Here is a 15559-nt window from a genome sequence, read left to right as displayed (position 1 = left end):
GATGCGCGGCGTTAGCATGCCCCGGCCCCATGCAGCTGGACCTGATCACCACCTTCACCATCAGCACCATCGTGCATCTGCTGATGGCCGTGCTGTTGGGCCTGTTCTGGCGCAGCGCGCAGCGCCGCAGCGCGGTGGGGTTCGGCTGGTGGGTGTGCAACGAGGCCATGCTGGCCGTAGGCGCGCTGATGCTGCTGGCCAGCACCTCGCCCTTGGGCTGGCTGGCGGTGCCGGCCAGCAACCTGGCCTTTCTGGCCGGCATGCCCATGCTGGAGCTGGGCCTGCGCATCTGGTTCCGCCGCCGTGTCTGGCCCGGCATGGCCTGGCGCTGGGGCCTGGCCCTGGCTGGCTATGCGGTGTGGTTTGTGGCCTGGCGCCAGGGCCTGGACTACGCCAGCCGCGCGGTCATCTTCACCGCCATCAACAGCTTGCAGGCGCTCCTGTTCGGCCACTACCTGCTGACCCAGCTGCGCTCGGCGGCCGACCCGCCGTCGCGCCTGGGCCTGGGCCTGATCGGCCTGGGCGCCGCCGCCATCATCGTCATGAGCCTGTGGCGCTCGGTGCAGACCTGGCCCTATGCCGGCAGCGGCACGCCAGCGCCGGGCCATCTGCTGGCGGTGCTGATGGTGGTCAACATCGCGGTGGCGGTGACGCGCGTGTCGGCCATGCTGCTGATGCTGCATGGCCGGGTGGAGGCGCGGCTGCAGGCCGTTGGCATCGAGCTGGAGCGGCGCGCCAACACCGACGAGCTGACCGGCGTGGCCAGCCGCGCCCACTTCGAGGCGGCCAGCGGCGTGCTGCTGAACCAGGCCCGGGCGAGCCGGCTGCCGGCCTGCCTGATGGTCTGCGACATGGACGCCTTCAAGGCCATCAACGACCAGCTCGGCCACCCCGAGGGCGATGCCGTGCTGACCCGATTCGCGGCGCTGTTGCGCGACTCGCTGCGCCAGGGCGACTTGGCCGGCCGCCTGGGTGGCGACGAGTTCGCGGTGCTGCTGTTCAACTGCACGCTGCCCACGGCCCGGCGCATCGGCGAGCGGCTGCGGCTGGCGGCGGCCGAGGTCCGCGCCAGCGACGGCCGCCCCATCAGCCTCAGCGCCGGCCTGGCGGCGGCCGTGCCGGGCGAGGCCTTCGAGACCCTCTACCGCCGTGCCGACAGCGCGCTCTACGCGGCCAAGGCGGCGGGGCGCAACTGCATCGTGGCGGACCCGGGCTGAGAAACTGCAGGCCCGTAGACTCGCGCCCCATGAATTCAGAAGTGATTGCCTTCATCGGCGGCGGCAACATGGCCAGCGCCATCATCGGCGGGCTGTTGCGCGCCGGCATGAGTGCGGCGCAGATCCTGGTCGTCGAACCCCATGCGGCGCAGCGCGACAAGCTCAGCCGTGAGTTCGGCCTGCAGCCGCTGGCGGCGGGTGACGCCAGCCTGGGGACCGCTGCCACCGTCGTCTGGGCCGTCAAGCCCCAGCTCTTTGCCGAGGCCGCCGCGCCGCTGAAGGCCTGGGTGGGCGGCGCGCTGCAGCTGTCGGTCATGGCCGGCATCCGCACCGATTCGCTGGTGGCCGCTTCGGGCAGCGAGCGTGTCGTGCGGTCCATGCCCAACACGCCGGCCCTGATCGGCCAGGGCATCGCCGGCCTTTATGCGCGCCCGGCCGTGTCCGCCGACGAGCGCGCTGCGGTGGACAAGCTGCTCGCGCCGACCGGCCAGACGCTGTGGGTCGACCGCGAGGACGACCTCGACGCCGTGACCGCGCTGTCGGGCTCGGGCCCGGCCTATTTCTTCTTCTTCGTCGAGGCCATGATGGCCGCCGCCGTCGACATGGGCCTCACCGCCGAGCAGGGCCGGCGCCTGGCGCTGGCCACCTGCGCCGGTGCGGCCGCGCTGGGCCTGGCGTCCGACGAGTCGCCGACGACGCTGCGCGAGCGCGTGACGAGCAAGGGCGGCACGACCTACGCGGCCGTCACGTCGCTGCAGGCCGACGCTGTGGACGCCGCCATCCGCCGCGCGGTGCTGGCTGCGCAACAGCGCGCTGCGGAACTGGGCAAAGAGTTCGGCTGAAGTGGGCATCGCCACCCGCGACAGCCTGCGCGACTGGCTGCGGGCGCCCGGCTCGCTGAGCCGCCGCCTGGCCCGGCTGGGCGAGCGCTTCAGCGTGCAGCTGCTGCGCCAACGCGTGGCGCCGTTCCGTGCGCCCGAGCGCGCCGCCCTGGGCCTGCCGCCGCGCGGGTTGACGGTGGTGCGCGAGGTCATCCTGCGCGTGGACGGCGAGCCGCTGGTCTGGGCCCGCTCGGCCGTGCACCAGTGCGCCACCACCGGCCCCTGGCGGGCGCTGAAGGGCCTGGGCACCAAGCCGCTGGCGCATCTGCTCTATGACGATGACCGCATCCACCGCAGCGAGCTGCAGCCGCGCCGCCTCTCACGCAACGGCCACACGCGCCGCCATGCCGCGCGCCAGTGGCAGGCGGCCACGGGCCAGGCCATGTCGCCGCAGATGCTGTGGTCGCGCAACTCGGTGTTCAGCCGCAGCGGCGCGCAGCTGCGGGTCATGGAGCTGTTTGCGCCGACCCTGGCCAGGCATCGACCCTAGGCGGCTCGGACGCGCACGGCAAAGGCCTGCGCGGGATTGGTCACCATCAGCGTGTTGATGTCCGCATCGCCGAAGCCAGCCGCGCGCAGGGCCGGCAGCAGCGACGTGAACAGCGGGTCGTAGGGCGCAATCGTGCCGCCGCGCGGCTGCCCGGCGGTGTACCAGCCGGCGTCCTGCGACACCAGCACGCGGTGCAGCAAGCCTTCGCCGCGCATCGTCTGCAGCAGTTCGACATAGCGCGCCAGCCGCTCCACGCGGAAATCGTCGAACGAGATCCAGCCACCCTGCCGCGCGATCGAGAGCTGATGCTGCAGGTCGCCTTCATGCTGGGCATGGACCCAGATCCATGCCGACGGGCTCACGCCGGCCAGCCGGATCGCACCGAGCTGCTGCATGGCCGACCGGCCGGCTTCGGGGTGCTTCTCGGTCCATGCGCCGATGTGGCAGGCGATCGTGAGGCCGGTGTCGAGATGGGTCTGCAGCGCGGCCTGCAGCAGCTTCAGCTCCAGGCCTTCGAGAGGGCCTTCGTCCACGCCGATCTTGATCAGGCCGGGGCGGATGTCGGTGCCGTCTATGCCGGTGGCCCATTCACGCGTCCAGCGGGCAGCAAGCTGGCCGGCCGACTGCTCGGCCAGGTATCTCGGCACGAAGCGACGCCCGGCCGCCGCGTAGCCGCCGGTGACCGTCAGCATGTGCAGCCCGCTGGCGCGCGACAGCCGCTGGATCAGGCGCGGATGGCGCCCGAGGTTGGTGGCGGTGCACTCCACCAGGCTGCAGCAGCCCTGGCGCGCGACCTGCTGCAGATGGGGCAGCAGCACCTGCACGGCTTCATCGAGGTCGACCGTGAGCGGCTGGGCGGCTTGCTCGGCAGCGGGCCGAAGGTCGGCAAACACGTGTTCATGTGCGAGGGTCACGCCCAGGTCGCTGGCGTTGATCCAGCCGTTCACGGTCATGACGCGCAGGTCGCCGGCTGCCGACGAGCCGCGGGTTGGCGCGCATCCCGCCGACGCGAGGCTGCATGAGGCCAACAGGGTCTGCAAGGCTTGTCTTCTGTCCATCAAACGGGCTCCTCAGGTGATGGATTCGATTCTGTGGAGCGAGACCGGCCGGTTGAATACCCTAGAGTCCGGCTTCCTGTCGCGATCGTCCGGAGTGCCCTTGGACCCTCTCTCGCAAGTGCTTTCATTGCTGAGCACGCGGCACTCCTTCTTTGCCGGGGTGCGCGCGGGCGGGCAGTGGGCGGTCCGCTTCCCGCCGCCAGCGGGGCTCAAGTTCCACGCGGTGCTGCAGGGCTCATGCTGGCTGTCCATCGACGGTGTGCAGGGCTGGCGTGAAGTGCACGCTGGAGACTGCTATCTCATCACCCGGCCGCATGCCTACACGCTGGCAAGCCACCCCGGCGTGACCCCGCTCGACGGGCCGGCCGTGTTCGCGACGGCGAGCAACGGCGTGCTGACGCTGGGCGCGGGTGACGAGTTCTTCCTGGTCGGCGGGCGCTTCGATTTCAGCGACGACGTGGGCCTGCTGCTGGCCGGCCTGCCGCCGCTGGCTTTGCTGGACCGCAGCACCCCGCAAGCCGAGGTGCTGCAATGGTCACTGCAACTGCTCGGGCAGGAGTTGTCGCAACCCGGCGCCGGCACGGCCCTTGTCATCCAGAACCTGGCCCACATGATGCTGGTGCAGTTCCTCAGGCTCTATCTCGCCTCCGAGGCGCCAATCTCGCCGGGTTGGCTGAGCGCACAGGCGGATGCCACGGTCCGGCCTGCCGTGCAGGCCATCCATGCCCATCCGCAGCGGCGCTGGACCGTCGAGTCATTGGCCGGGTTCGCCTCGGTGTCGCGCTCCACCTTCGCCCAACGTTTCAAGCAAGCCATGGGCATGGCCCCGCTCGAATACGTGCTGCGTTGGCGCATGCTGCTCGCCGCCCGCGAACTGCGCCAGGCGGACGCCACCATCTCCTCCATCGCCGAGCGCCTGGGCTACGACTCCGACAGCGCCTTCAGCAGCGCTTTCAAACGCGTCATGTCGTGCTCACCGAAGCGTTATCGCGAACAGCAAGCGCTTCGCGTCAGCGCGTGATCTCTGGTCGCACCAGCGCCTCCAATGCTTCTAGATAAACACCCGCCCCCCCAGTTGAGGGTTTAGCTGTCCGCCAGCTGACTTTATGACGATGGAAATGTTTTCACGGAGTCATAAATTCGCGTCGCCTCGACCAACGCTCATAAACTGCCGTAGCAGAGGGGCGTTAGACGACCGGCCGCAGACATGCAGGCAGGCAAAAACAAGTGGGGCTAAATATGAAGACCCGTGACGTGGCGATCTTCACTGGCGAGCGCTTTCTCGTGCCGCAGTGCATTCAACGCATCGACCATCTTTCCACCCATGGCTGGCAGCTGCGCTACGGTGGCACCAAGCTCTATTCCGACCACAGCCAGGACGGCAGCGGCGCACGACGCGCGCTGGCCCTGGCCACGAAGGAATTGCTCAAGCGCATCGCGACGATGCCGGCGCCCTCGCGCCTGCGCCGCACGCCCAGCCGCAAAAAGCAGAGCGACCTGCCGTCGGGCATCTCCGGCCCCATCGTTCGCCAGCGCGCCGGGAGTCGTGTCCGTGATTGCAGCTTCGCGGTAACCCTGCCCCGCTTCGGCGAAACGCCGCTGGCGCGCAGTGTCTACATCGGCACCGAGAACACCTACACCATCGAGCGCTACCAGGAGGCGCTGGAACGCGCCGTCGCGCTGCGCGAGAAGGCCGAGACCGCCTACCAGCGCGCCGCGACCAAGGAGCGCCGCGCCCAGGCGTTGGTGCTGAAGGTGGAGATGAGCGCGCTGCTCGGGAAAGCCTGAGCTTCGTGAAACCCGGTTGAACCGACGCGGGCGCCGGTGGCGGACACAATCGGCGGCCCTGGCTTTGCGCCCTGTCGCCGCCCATGTCCACTGCCGCCTCACTGCCCGCCCGTTTCCTGGCCCTGCTGAACGCGCTGCGGCCCGCGCCGCAGGCCGTCAATGCTCGTGAGCGCCTGCGCGTCGTCCTCGGCGCCTGCCTCGGGCTGCTGTGTGCCGGGCTGCTGAGCCGAGCCGCGATGCCGGCCGGCCTGCCCTGGCTGGTCGCTCCCATCGGTGCAAGCGCCGTGCTCGTCTTCGGCGTGCCGGCCAGCCCGCTGGCCCAGCCCTGGGCCGTCGTGGGCGGCAACACGGTGTCAGCCCTGGTCGGCATCGCCTGCATGAACTGGTTGCCGCTGCCGCCGCTGCCGACGGCGGCCGTCGCCGTCGCACTGGCCATCGCCCTTATGTTCCTGCTGCGCTGCCTGCACCCGCCGGGCGGCGCGGCCGGGCTGCTGATGGTGCTGACCGCCACGCATGACTGGCACTTCGCCTTCGTGCCCGTGGCGCTGAACTCGCTGCTGCTGGTGCTGGCCGGCATGGCCTACAACACGCTGACCGGCCGCCGCTACCCGCATGCGCAGAACGTGTCGGCGCCTGCGCCAGCGCCCGGCGCACAAGTGGCGCCGCCGCGCTTTGGCGATGCCGAACTGGACGCCGTGCTGGCCCGCTACAACCAGGTGCTGGACGTGCCGCGCGACGACCTCGCCGACCTGCTGCACGAGGCCGAGCTGCTGAGCTACCGCAAGCGGCTGGGCGGCCTGCGCTGCGTGGACATCATGTCCACGCCCGTCATCACCGTCGAGTTCGGCACGCCGCTGGCCGACGCCTGGGCGCTGCTGCAGCAGCACCGCATCAAGGCGCTGCCGGTGGTGGACCGTGTGCAGCGCATCGTCGGCATCGTCACGCGCGCCGACTTCATGCGCGCCGCCGATGCCGAGCAGCGCGAGGGCCTGGCCGGCCGGCTGCAGACGCTGCTTAAAGCCTCGCCGTCCAGCCACTCCGCCAAGCCGGAAGTCGTTGGCCAGATCATGACGCGCCAGGTGCGCGTGGCCAGCGCCGAGCGGGCCATCGCCGAGCTGGTGCCGCTGTTCTCGGCCACCGGCCATCACCACCTTCCCATCGTCGGCGAGCAGGCAAGGCTCGTCGGCATCCTCACGCAATCCGACCTTGTGAAAGCCCTCAGCCATGGCCCATGACGCCCAAACATTCAACTGGGGCGTCATCGGCCCCGGTGGCATTGCCAACCGTTTTGCCGGCGGCCTTGCAGCCGTGCCGGGCGCCCGCCTCGCGGCCGTGTTCGCGCGCGACGCGGCCAAGGGCCAGGCCTATGCCGAGCAGTGGAAGCGCGATGGCGAGCCGGCCCGCGTGACGACCGACCTGGCCGACCTGCTGGCCGATCCGACCGTCAACGCCGTCTACATCGCCACGCCCCACTCCAACCACGGTGAATACATCCGCGCCGCGCTGCTGGCCGGCAAGGCCGTGCTGTGCGAGAAGCCGCTGGTCACGTCGCTGGAAGAAGGCCAGGAGCTCATCAACCTGGCGCGCGAGCGGGGCGTGTTCCTGATGGAGGCGATGTGGACGCGCTTCCTGCCCGCCTACGGCGTCGCCAGCCGCATGCTGCGCGAAGGTGCCGTCGGCGAGCTGCGCGCGATGGTGTCGAGCTTCTGCTTCACCGGCCCTGCCGATCTGACGCACCGCTGCTGGAACCCGGCGCTGGCCGGCGGCTCGCTGTGGGACATCGGCATCTACAACCTGGCCGTGACGCGCTGGGTGCTGCAGCAGATGAACGACGGCGTCTGCCCCGAGCCGCTGTCCATCGACGTGGCCGCCACGCTCGCGAGCACCGGCGTCGACGCGTCGGTCGCGGCCACGCTGCACTTTCCTGGCGGCGTCACGTCGCAGTTCCGCTGCGGCTTCGATGCGTCGTCGGTCAACGCCTTCGAGGTCATCGGCACGAAGGCGGGGCTGCGCTTCCCGATGGACTTCTGGGGCTCCGAGGCCGTCGAGCTGGTCACGCGCAAGGAACCGGCCCAGCGCACCGAGGCGCCCTACGTCATCAACGGCTTCGAGGGTGAGATTGCCGAGGCGCAGACCTGCATCCGCGCCGGCCTGCTGGAAAGCCCGCGCATGCCGCACAGCGAGACGCTGGGGCTGATGCGCTGGAGCGACGCCATCCGGGCGAAGTTTCCCGGTGGCGTGAACAAGAAGGGCTAACGCGTCAGCCAGATGGCATTGCTGCGGCCCGGGTGCCGCTTGAGCACCAGGGCCGCGGCGCCTTCGCCGCTGGCTGAACTCTGCGCGCGCACGCTCGCCGTGGCGCCCGGCAGCACAGGGCAGCTGCCGCCATCGATGTAGCCCAGGGCCGAGGCCAGCATGGCTTCGGCCGGGTCGCCGAGGGCGTGGCCAGTGTCGTCGGCCACGCTGCAGCCCTTGACGAAGCGCGTACCGGCCGTGCCCCCGGCGCTGGGCTCGAAGCCGTCTGCAAAGTCGCCGAAGCCCTGGGCGTTGACGCCGGCGAACTCGACCGGGAAGTAGCTGATGCCGCAGTTGTCCTTGGCCGAGAAGCCATAGGGCTTGCCGCAGGTCTTGCCGCCGATGAGGACGACGTCCACCCCCACGCCGCGCAGGCCGTTGACCACGGCCTCGCTGGCCGAGCACGTGGTCGCCTGCGCCAGCACGTAGACACGGCTCAGGTTCAGTAGCGGCAGTGGCTCTTCCTTCGTGCACTTGTTGCCGACGAGGAGGCAGGACACGCTGAAGAAGGGCGTCGTCTCGTTCTCGCTGCTGCGCTTGGCGCTGAACTTCAGCGTGTCGAATGCCTGGCCGGCGGTGCGCACCGTGCCGGCGATCATGGTGGCCAGTTCGCTGGCGATGTAGATGTAGCCGCCGCCGTTGTAGCGCAGGTCCAGCACCAGCTCGCCCACCCCCTGGGCCTTGAAAGATTGCATGGCCGTGATGAGCTGGGCCTCGGACGGCGCGATGTGATCGTTGAACAGCAGATAGCCCGCGCGCGTGCCGGCCGGCGTCGTGACGACGCGGGCGATGGGCACGGGCGTCTTCGTGACGTCGGCGCTGGTCAGGCTGCGCGTGATCGTCGCTCCGCTGGCGCGCGTGAAGACGAAGCTGTGCGCTGCGTTGGCCTTGTCCGGGAACAGCGCCGCGTTCAGCGCATTCACGCCGGCGTCGTCGGCCGCGTCGGCGCTGGTGCCGTCCGCGCTGACGAGCTGGTCACCGCGCACCAGGCCGGCCAGGTCGGCCGGGCTGCCGGGCTCCACGTAGGCGATGCGGATCAGCCGCGGCGGCGTCGCGTTCGTCGGCTTCCATTCGATGCCGTAGCCGGCCTCGATGGCGTTGTCGAACAGCGCATTCCATTTGTCGGTCGGGTAGGTGAAGCTGAAGCGGTCGCGCCGCTGGCCGCTGTCGGTCAGGTTGGGCGTCTTCAGCGCCTCGAAATAGGCGTCCATCGCGACGTAGGTGTCGTTGCCGCTGTAGCCGGCCCCGCTCGGGTCCACGCGCGGCACCTCGTCGCGCCACAGGTAGGCCTCGTCGAAGTAGGCGCGCAGCCATTTCTTTTCGGTGTCCAGCGTGGACGTGCGCAGGCTGGCGGCGGCCATCGTGTTGTTGGCGGCGCACTGTTGGGCAAAGCTCGCCGAGGGGCCGGCGGGGTCAGGCGAGGCGCTGCCCGAGCTGCCTGAACTGCCGGAGGAGCCCGACGATCCCGAGGAGCCGGACGATCCCGTCGCCCCACCGAGGATGGGCGTGCCGGCAGGGCCGCCACCGCCACCGCAGCCACCCAGCATCAGGCCCAAGGCCAGGGCCAGCGCCCAAGCACCACGGATCGAAATCGTCATGGCATCTACTTCCAAACTCGGGTGGACCTAACGCGGCAACCGCACGCGATTGTCGCGGCCCGGGTGGCGCGGCAGCAGCAGCGCCGCAGCGCCTTCGCCGGCGGCCGATGACTGCGCGCGCACGTTGGCGGCGGAGGCGCCCGGCAGCACCGGGCAGCGGCCGGTGTCCAGGTGGCCCAGCGCGGTGGCCAGCATGGCCTCGGCCGGGTCGCCCAGCGCGTGCGCCGGGTCGTCGGCGACGGCGCAGCCGCGCACGAAGCGCGTGCCGGAGTCCGTGCCCGTCGTGGGCTCGAAGCCGTCGGAATACTCGCCGAAGCCCTTGGCGTTCACGCCGACGAACTCGATGGGCAGGTAGGTGACGCCGCAGTTGTCCTTGCCGTTGAAGCCATAGGGCTTGCCGCAGGTCTTGCCGCCGATCAAGACGACGTCCACGTTGACGCCGCGCAGGCCGTTGATGACCGCCTCGCTGGCCGAGCAGGTGCCCGACTGCGCAAGCACGTAGACGCGCGTCAGGTTCAGCGACGGCAGCGGCTGCTCGCGCGTGCAGCGGTTGTTCACGAGGAGGCAGGACGTGGCGTAGAAAGGCGTCGTCTCGTTCTCGCTGCTGCGCCGGCTGTTGTAGCTCAAGCGCTCGAAGGCCTTGCCGGCCGTGGCGGTCGTGCCGGCGATCATCGTCGCCAGCTCGCTGGCGATGTAGAGGTAGCCGCCGCCGTTGTAGCGCAGGTCCAGCACCAGCTCGCGCACGCCCTCGGCCTGGAAGCCCTGCATGGCCGTGATGAGCTGCGCCTCGGACGGTGCCACGTGGTCGTTGAACAGCAGGTAGCCCGCGCGCGTGCCGGCCGGCGTCGTGACGACGCGGGCCAGCGGCACCGGCGTCCTCGTGATGCTGGCGCTGGTCAACAACTTCGTGGTCATCAAGCCGTCGGCGCGCGTGAAGACGAAGGTGTGCGTCGCGTTGAGGGTTTCGGGGTACATGGCTGCGGTCAGCCGGTCCGTGCCCGCCGCGTCGGGAGCATCGGCATCGGCGCCATCGGCGGCAGAGAGCTTGTCGCCACGCCTGAGGCCTGCTACGTCGGCCGGGCTGCCCGGCTCCACGTGGGCGATGAAGATCCGGCGCGGCGGCGTGTTCTGCGTGAGCTTCCACTCGATGCCGTAGCCGGCCTCGGTGTTGCTGCTGAACAGCGCGTTCCACTTGTCGGTGGGGTAGGTGAAGCTGAACTGGTCGCGGAGTTTGCCGGAGTCGGTGAGCTGCGGCGTCAGCAGCGCCTCGAAATAGGCATCCATCGCGGCTTGGATGTCGCTGCCGCCGTAGGCCGGCAGGCCTGGCTCCACGCGCGGCACCTGGTCGCGCCACAGGTAGACCTCGTCGACGTAGGCGCGCAGCCATTTCTTCTCGGTGTCCAGCGTGGACGTGCGCAGGTTGGCCGCAGCCAGCGTGTTGCCGGCCGCGCACTGCTGCGCAAAGCTGGCCGACGGGCCGGCCGGGTCCGGCGTCGCGCTGCCCGTGCTGCCGGTATTGCCGGTATTGCCCGTCGACCCCGTCGTGGTGCCTCCACCCCCACCCCCACCGCCGCAGCCGCTCAGTGCCAGGCCCAGTACGGTGGCCAGCGTGGCGGCACCGCGGATCGCTTTCAATATCACTGCTTCACTCCCTGCACTCGCGGGGCAATGTAAGCGCAATTCCATGCCGCGCCGGGCGAGGCAGGCCTGCGGACCGAGCGTTACTTTTCACCCTCGCGCTTCAGCGCAAGGCGAGGTCCACCACAGTGCCCGCGAACACCGCAAAGCCCAGCCAGTGGTTGGCGCGGAAGGCGCGAAAGCACTCCGCGCGGCTGCGCCGGCGGATCAGCGTGTAGTGCCACAGCGCCTGCGCGGCCGCCACCACGATGCCGGCCACGAACCAGCGCCCCAGGCCCAGCCGCAGGCCCAGGCCCACCCACATCGCCAGGTAGGTGGCGTAGAAGATCATGATGCCGGCCACGTCCCAGCGGCCCAAGGCGATGGCCGAGGAGCGCACGCCGATGCGCAGGTCGTCGTCGCGGTCCACCATCGCGTACTCGGTGTCGTAGGCCAGCACCCAGAACAGGTTGGCCACCAGCAGCGCCCAGGCGGACAGCGGCACCGAGCGCAGGTTCCATTCCGCGCCACCCAGAGCGGCGGCAAACGCCATCGGGATGCCGAAGGAGAAGGCGATGCCCAGTACCGCCTGCGGCATGGCCAGCACGCGCTTGGCAAACGGGTAGGCAATGGCCACGGCCAGCGCTGCGAAGCTCAGCAGGATGGCCGGCGGATTGGTCGTCAGCACGAGGCCGAAGGACACCAGCGCAAGCGCGGCACCGAGCAGCAGCGCCTCCTTCACCGACACCGCGCCCGTTGTCACCGGCCGCTGCGCGGTGCGCTGCACATGGCGGTCGAAGTCGCGGTCGGCCACGTCGTTGACGCAGCAGCCGGCCGAGCGCATCAGCACCGTGCCGAGTGTGAACACTGCCAGCAAGTGCCAGCCCGGGAAGCCGTCCGCCGCGATCCACAGCGCGCCCAGCGTCGGCCACAGCAGCAGCAGCCAGCCGGCGGGGCGGTCCCAACGGATCAGCTGCAGATAAAGCGCAAGCCGCGACGGCTGTGCGGGGGCGGGGGCGGCGGTGGGCATGCGGCGCATTTTCACGCGGGGCGCGGTATGGTCCCGCGCCATGCCCATCACCCCCTTCCACTTCGGCCCCGGCGCCGCGCTGCAGGCCATGGCGCCGCGCCACGTCAGCTTCCTGGCCTTCTGCGCGGCCAATGTGCTGATCGATGTGGAGTCGCTCTACAACCTCGTGCACGGCCGCCACCCGGTGCACGCCTTCTTCCACACCTATGTCGGCGCGACGCTCGCGGCGCTGGCCATCGTGGCGGCGTTCTGGCTGCTGCGCAGGGCCGGCGTGAAGCGGCCGTTGCCGAATCTGACGTTGCGCCAGGTGGCCATAGGCGCGGCGCTGGGGGCCTGGAGCCATGTGCTGCTGGACAGCGTCATGCACCATGACATCCAGCCACTAATGCCGTTCAGCGCGGGCAATGCGCTGCAGGGCTGGATCTCCCTGCCGACCCTGCATGCGGCTTGCGTGAGCCTCGGGTTCGCGGCTCTCGTCTTGATCGGCCTGCGGCGATGGGCCGCAGCGAGGCGACAGGCGCCGAGCGAAGCAGTCGTGCCCACCGGACCGATGGCCGACCTCCTCGGAATGCTTGAAGCGCACGGGCTGGATTGCACCGTTGCGGATGGCTGGCTGTTGCCGCAAGACCGCCTGCCGGGGTGGCGGGCCAGCTGGCATCCCGGCGAAAAGGCGGGCCGGCTCGACGTGCATGTGCTGGTGCGCGAGGGCGTCCTCATCGAAGAGTGTTTCGCCGGCGTCGGCACGGGGGTCGACGGGCTGCGCGACGGCATGCGAAGCTTCGCCCTCAGTTCGCTGCACGTGCTGCTTGCGGCCTTCTGGGACAGGAGCGACGCCGAGCAGGTAGCCACCGAACAGTGGGACATCCGCGGCAAGCCGTACACGGCGTACATCGGCAACTTTGGCACTCGGGTCACGGAAGACGGGGAGTTTCGTGTTCCCCAGCAACTCTTCCCGGCGATCACCTTGGCGGTTCGGACGGCGGAGCTAAGGGAGGACCTGCATTGGCTGCGTTTCTTCGTCGGCAACGTGCGAGGCACGCTCACCTTCGAAGCGCTGCTGGACAACGATGAATGGCCGGTGGGCCTTGACTGCCTGCGAGGCCTTTCCTGGCCGCAGACCGAGGGCTACTACAGCGTCCGACTCTTCATCCTGCTGCGCAGCGCTTCACCAACGCCTGAAATGGGGTGACCTTGGTCGCTGCGGGGCCATGCAGGCTTTCGGTGATCTCATTACATTCGCGCGAACCATCACTTGCCGGCCCCCCGCCATGACCCAGCTCAGCGATTTCCCCATCACCCAGAAATGGCCCGCCGCCCACCCGGACCGCCTGCAGCTCTACTCGCTGCCCACGCCCAACGGCGTCAAGGTGGCCATCGCGCTGGAGGAACTGGGTCTGGAGTACGAGCCCCACCTCGTCAAGTTCGACACCAACGACCAGCTCAGCCCCGAGTTCCTGTCGCTGAACCCGAACAACAAGATCCCCGCCATCATCGACCCGCGTGGCCCCGGCGGTGTGCCGCTGCCGCTGTTCGAGAGCGGCGCCATCCTGATCTACCTGGCCGACAAGACCGGCCTGCTGCTGCCCCAGGAGCCGGCGCGGCGCTACGAGGCGCTGCAGTGGCTGATGTTTCAGATGGGCGGCATAGGGCCGATGTTTGGCCAGCTCGGCTTCTTCCACAAGTTCGCTGGCAAGGACTATGAAGACAAGCGCCCGCGCGACCGCTACGTGGCCGAGGCGCGCCGCCTGCTCGGCGTTCTGGACGGCCATCTCAAGGGCAAGGCCTGGCTGCTGGGCGACGAGTACACAGTGGCCGACATTGCCACCTTCCCGTGGGTCAACAACCTTGTCGGCTTCTACGGCGCGCGGGAGATCGTCGGCTACGACGACTTCGCCGAGGTGGACCGTGTGCTGCAGTCCTTCCTCGCGCGGCCGGCCGTGCAGCGCGGGCTCAAGATCCCCGCGCGCGATTGACGTGCCCCTCGCCCAGTCTCGCCGCTGAACGCGCGCGAGCCTGGTCGGTCCCCCGAGGGGACGGCGATGCTTGCGGCATTGAGCCGCAAGCACATCGCCAAGCGGGCCGGCTTGGGAGCGGCCCGGCGCTCGGCCCAAATACTCAGTGCACCTCGCCCGTCAGCGCCCGCGCACGCTGCAGTGCGTCCGCGACGATGCGCGCCGCCGTCTGCGTGAGCGCCGGCGTGTGGTCGGCCATGACCTGCATGCGCAGCCTCGCGCTGTTCAGCGACACGGCCGGGTACTCCACCAGGTTGGCCAGCAACCCGGCCTGGCCCATTTCGCGGCTGGCCACGCGGGCCAGCGCGTCATTCCCCAGCATGACCGGCACGATGGGCGAGGGATGGCCCAGCACGGTGAGGCCCTGCTCGGTCAGCGCGCCGCGCAGGCCGACGATGGCGCGCATCAGCCGGTCGCGCCGCTGCTGGCCTTCGCCGGATCGCACGATGGACAGGCAGGTGCGGATGATGGCCACCTGCACCGGCGACAGCGCGTTGGAGAAGGTGTTGGGCGCCGCGTAGAAGCGCAGGTATTCCTTGATCGCCGGGTCGTGGCTGGCCACGAAGCCGCCGTTGGACGCAAAGGTCTTGGAGAACGAGCCCATCACCAGGTCCACCTGGCCCAGCATGCCCTGCAGCCCGAGCTGGCCGGTGCCGCCCGGGCCGAGGCAGCCCAGGTCATGCGCCACGTCCACCATCAGCAACGCACCGTGCTCGCGGGCCAGCGCCTGCAGGCGCCTCAGGTCGGGCGAGTCGGCATCCATCGAGAAGCAACCCTCGGTGACGACGAGGATGCCGTTGCGCGGGTCGCGCTGGCGAACACGCCGGAGCACGCGCTCGACGTGGTCGGCGTCCAGGTGCCGGTGCAGGTGGATGTTGGGCGTGGCCGCGCGCGCGCCCTCGTGCAGGCAGTTGTGGGCGAGCTGGTCGATGACGATGTGGTCGGTCTCGCGCACCAGGCCCTTGATGGCACCGTAGCCGGCTGCCCAGCCGGTCGGGAACAGCAGCACCTCGGGCGTGCGCAGCAGCTCGCCCAGCTCGGCCTCCAGCGCCGTGGCCTCCTCGACATTGCCGGCCAGCGCCGTGGAGCCCGCGCTGTGCACGCCGAAGCGCGCCATCGCCGCCTGCGCCGCGGCGCACACCTTGGGGTGGTGGGCCAGCGACAGGTACTCCTGCGACGAGAAGTTCAGCCCGGCATGGCGCTGGCCGTCCAGCAGCATCAGCTCGGCCGTGGCGCCCGGCCGCCCGCCCAGGCGCTTGGCGTAAGGGAAGACGCCGTGCGACACCCGCGTCTGCGCCCAGGCGTGGAAGGCCTGGGCCTTGGCGGCCAGGTCGGTGCCAGGTCTTGTCAGATAGTCGAACGACGAGCCCTGCAGCTCGGCGCCGTCGCTAACTGTGTTGGTGGTGGTGATGACCTCCGGCGTCGCGTCTGCGACCCGGTCCAGCAGTTCGTCCATAAAGCCCCCGAAAGACAAAGTGATCTTGTGGGGCGGACTGTGCGCAGCGGCGGCTCGGTTGACATCCGCACTTCTGTCGAGTGGCGGGCAATGAAGTGCCTGGCGCAGGCAAGGCCG

The 15559-nt window shown here is 69.9% G+C and carries 14 protein-coding genes; 9 read left to right on the top strand and 5 right to left on the bottom strand.

Going from position 1 to position 15559, the window contains the following annotated elements; all coding sequences use genetic code 11:
• Positions 1-29: 29 nt before the first annotated feature.
• Genes ACXRVZ_RS15310 through ACXRVZ_RS15300 form a run of 3 tightly spaced genes read left to right on the top strand, consistent with a single transcriptional unit; the run spans position 30 to position 2588 of the window.
• Positions 30-1217 (top strand): diguanylate cyclase domain-containing protein, encoded by a 1188-nt coding sequence (locus ACXRVZ_RS15310; RefSeq protein WP_457417931.1) that lies wholly within the window; start codon positions 30-32, stop codon positions 1215-1217.
• Between the two features lie 29 nt (positions 1218-1246).
• A complete protein-coding gene (gene proC, locus ACXRVZ_RS15305) occupies positions 1247-2059 on the top strand; it encodes a pyrroline-5-carboxylate reductase (protein ID WP_457417933.1) in 813 nt (270 codons plus the stop codon).
• A gap of 1 nt (position 2060) precedes the next feature.
• The gene (locus ACXRVZ_RS15300; RefSeq protein WP_457417935.1) at positions 2061-2588 is read left to right on the top strand and encodes a chorismate--pyruvate lyase family protein; all 528 of its coding nucleotides are present in this window, start codon (positions 2061-2063) and stop codon (positions 2586-2588) included.
• Here ACXRVZ_RS15300 and ACXRVZ_RS15295 read toward each other — a convergent pair.
• The gene (locus ACXRVZ_RS15295; RefSeq protein WP_458232546.1) at positions 2585-3535 is read right to left on the bottom strand and encodes a phosphotriesterase family protein; all 951 of its coding nucleotides are present in this window, start codon (positions 3533-3535) and stop codon (positions 2585-2587) included. The genes ACXRVZ_RS15300 and ACXRVZ_RS15295 overlap by 4 nt on opposite strands.
• Here ACXRVZ_RS15295 and ACXRVZ_RS15290 point away from each other — a divergent pair.
• The 4 genes from ACXRVZ_RS15290 to ACXRVZ_RS15275 all read left to right on the top strand — a co-directional run bounded on the left by ACXRVZ_RS15290 (position 3519) and on the right by ACXRVZ_RS15275 (position 7690).
• The gene (locus ACXRVZ_RS15290) at positions 3519-4667 is read left to right on the top strand and encodes an AraC family transcriptional regulator (RefSeq protein WP_457417939.1); all 1149 of its coding nucleotides are present in this window, start codon (positions 3519-3521) and stop codon (positions 4665-4667) included. The two genes, ACXRVZ_RS15295 and ACXRVZ_RS15290, sit on opposite strands and share 17 nt — an antisense overlap.
• Positions 4668-4885: 218 nt before the next feature.
• Entirely contained in the window at positions 4886-5434 is a 549-nt protein-coding gene (locus ACXRVZ_RS15285) for a hypothetical protein (protein ID WP_457417941.1), read from the top strand.
• 83 nt (positions 5435-5517) lie between these two features.
• Positions 5518-6669: an HPP family protein gene (locus ACXRVZ_RS15280; protein ID WP_458232545.1), complete on the top strand. Its 1152-nt coding sequence runs from the start codon at positions 5518-5520 to the stop codon at positions 6667-6669.
• A complete protein-coding gene (locus ACXRVZ_RS15275) occupies positions 6659-7690 on the top strand; it encodes a Gfo/Idh/MocA family protein (RefSeq protein ID WP_457417945.1) in 1032 nt (343 codons plus the stop codon). The genes ACXRVZ_RS15280 and ACXRVZ_RS15275 overlap by 11 nt, the downstream gene beginning before the upstream one ends.
• Here the strand turns inward: ACXRVZ_RS15275 and ACXRVZ_RS15270 are convergent.
• From ACXRVZ_RS15270 to ubiA, 3 genes are all read right to left on the bottom strand, one after another.
• Positions 7687-9327 carry a S41 family peptidase gene (locus ACXRVZ_RS15270; protein WP_457417947.1) on the bottom strand — a complete coding sequence of 547 codons (1641 nt, stop codon included), beginning with the start codon at positions 9325-9327 and terminating at the stop codon, positions 7687-7689. The genes ACXRVZ_RS15275 and ACXRVZ_RS15270 overlap by 4 nt on opposite strands.
• 27 nt (positions 9328-9354) lie before the next feature.
• Complete coding sequence (locus tag ACXRVZ_RS15265) at positions 9355-10968, bottom strand: S41 family peptidase (RefSeq protein WP_457417949.1); 1614 nt, start codon at positions 10966-10968, stop codon at positions 9355-9357.
• A gap of 100 nt (positions 10969-11068) precedes the next feature.
• Positions 11069-11974, bottom strand: a complete 906-nt coding sequence (gene ubiA, locus ACXRVZ_RS15260) for a 4-hydroxybenzoate octaprenyltransferase (RefSeq protein ID WP_457417951.1) — start codon at positions 11972-11974, stop codon at positions 11069-11071.
• 40 nt (positions 11975-12014) lie between these two features.
• Here ubiA and ACXRVZ_RS15255 point away from each other — a divergent pair, with 40 nt between their 5' ends.
• Together ACXRVZ_RS15255 and ACXRVZ_RS15250 are read left to right on the top strand one after the other, a co-directional pair.
• The gene (locus ACXRVZ_RS15255; protein ID WP_457417953.1) at positions 12015-13163 is read left to right on the top strand and encodes a DUF6348 family protein; all 1149 of its coding nucleotides are present in this window, start codon (positions 12015-12017) and stop codon (positions 13161-13163) included.
• A 79-nt stretch (positions 13164-13242) separates the two neighbouring features.
• Positions 13243-13947 (top strand): glutathione S-transferase N-terminal domain-containing protein, encoded by a 705-nt coding sequence (locus ACXRVZ_RS15250; protein ID WP_457417955.1) that lies wholly within the window; start codon positions 13243-13245, stop codon positions 13945-13947.
• Between the two features lie 142 nt (positions 13948-14089).
• Here the strand turns inward: ACXRVZ_RS15250 and ACXRVZ_RS15245 are convergent, their stop codons facing one another.
• The gene (locus tag ACXRVZ_RS15245) at positions 14090-15442 is read right to left on the bottom strand and encodes an aminotransferase class I/II-fold pyridoxal phosphate-dependent enzyme (RefSeq protein ID WP_457417957.1); all 1353 of its coding nucleotides are present in this window, start codon (positions 15440-15442) and stop codon (positions 14090-14092) included.
• Positions 15443-15559 lie beyond the last annotated feature (117 nt).

Source organism: Roseateles sp. P5_E8 (genome assembly GCF_054177665.1).
Note: the sequence above shows the minus strand (reverse complement) of the source record. Positions and strands in the feature narration are given on the sequence as shown.

Excerpts from the sequence above, each read along its gene's own strand:
- ACXRVZ_RS15270 (WP_457417947.1), bottom strand. The coding sequence starts at position 9,327 with ATGACGATTTCGATCCGTGGTGCTTGGGCGCTGGCCCTGGCCTTGGGC.
- ACXRVZ_RS15280 (WP_458232545.1), top strand. The coding sequence starts at position 5,518 with ATGTCCACTGCCGCCTCACTGCCCGCCCGTTTCCTGGCCCTGCTGAAC.
- ACXRVZ_RS15310 (WP_457417931.1), top strand. The coding sequence starts at position 30 with ATGCAGCTGGACCTGATCACCACCTTCACCATCAGCACCATCGTGCAT.
- ACXRVZ_RS15255 (WP_457417953.1), top strand. The coding sequence starts at position 12,015 with ATGCCCATCACCCCCTTCCACTTCGGCCCCGGCGCCGCGCTGCAGGCC.
- ACXRVZ_RS15275 (WP_457417945.1), top strand. The coding sequence starts at position 6,659 with ATGGCCCATGACGCCCAAACATTCAACTGGGGCGTCATCGGCCCCGGT.
- ACXRVZ_RS15245 (WP_457417957.1), bottom strand. The coding sequence starts at position 15,442 with ATGGACGAACTGCTGGACCGGGTCGCAGACGCGACGCCGGAGGTCATC.
- proC (WP_457417933.1), top strand. The coding sequence starts at position 1,247 with ATGAATTCAGAAGTGATTGCCTTCATCGGCGGCGGCAACATGGCCAGC.
- ACXRVZ_RS15285 (WP_457417941.1), top strand. The coding sequence starts at position 4,886 with ATGAAGACCCGTGACGTGGCGATCTTCACTGGCGAGCGCTTTCTCGTG.
- ACXRVZ_RS15250 (WP_457417955.1), top strand. The coding sequence starts at position 13,243 with ATGACCCAGCTCAGCGATTTCCCCATCACCCAGAAATGGCCCGCCGCC.
- ubiA (WP_457417951.1), bottom strand. The coding sequence starts at position 11,974 with ATGCCCACCGCCGCCCCCGCCCCCGCACAGCCGTCGCGGCTTGCGCTT.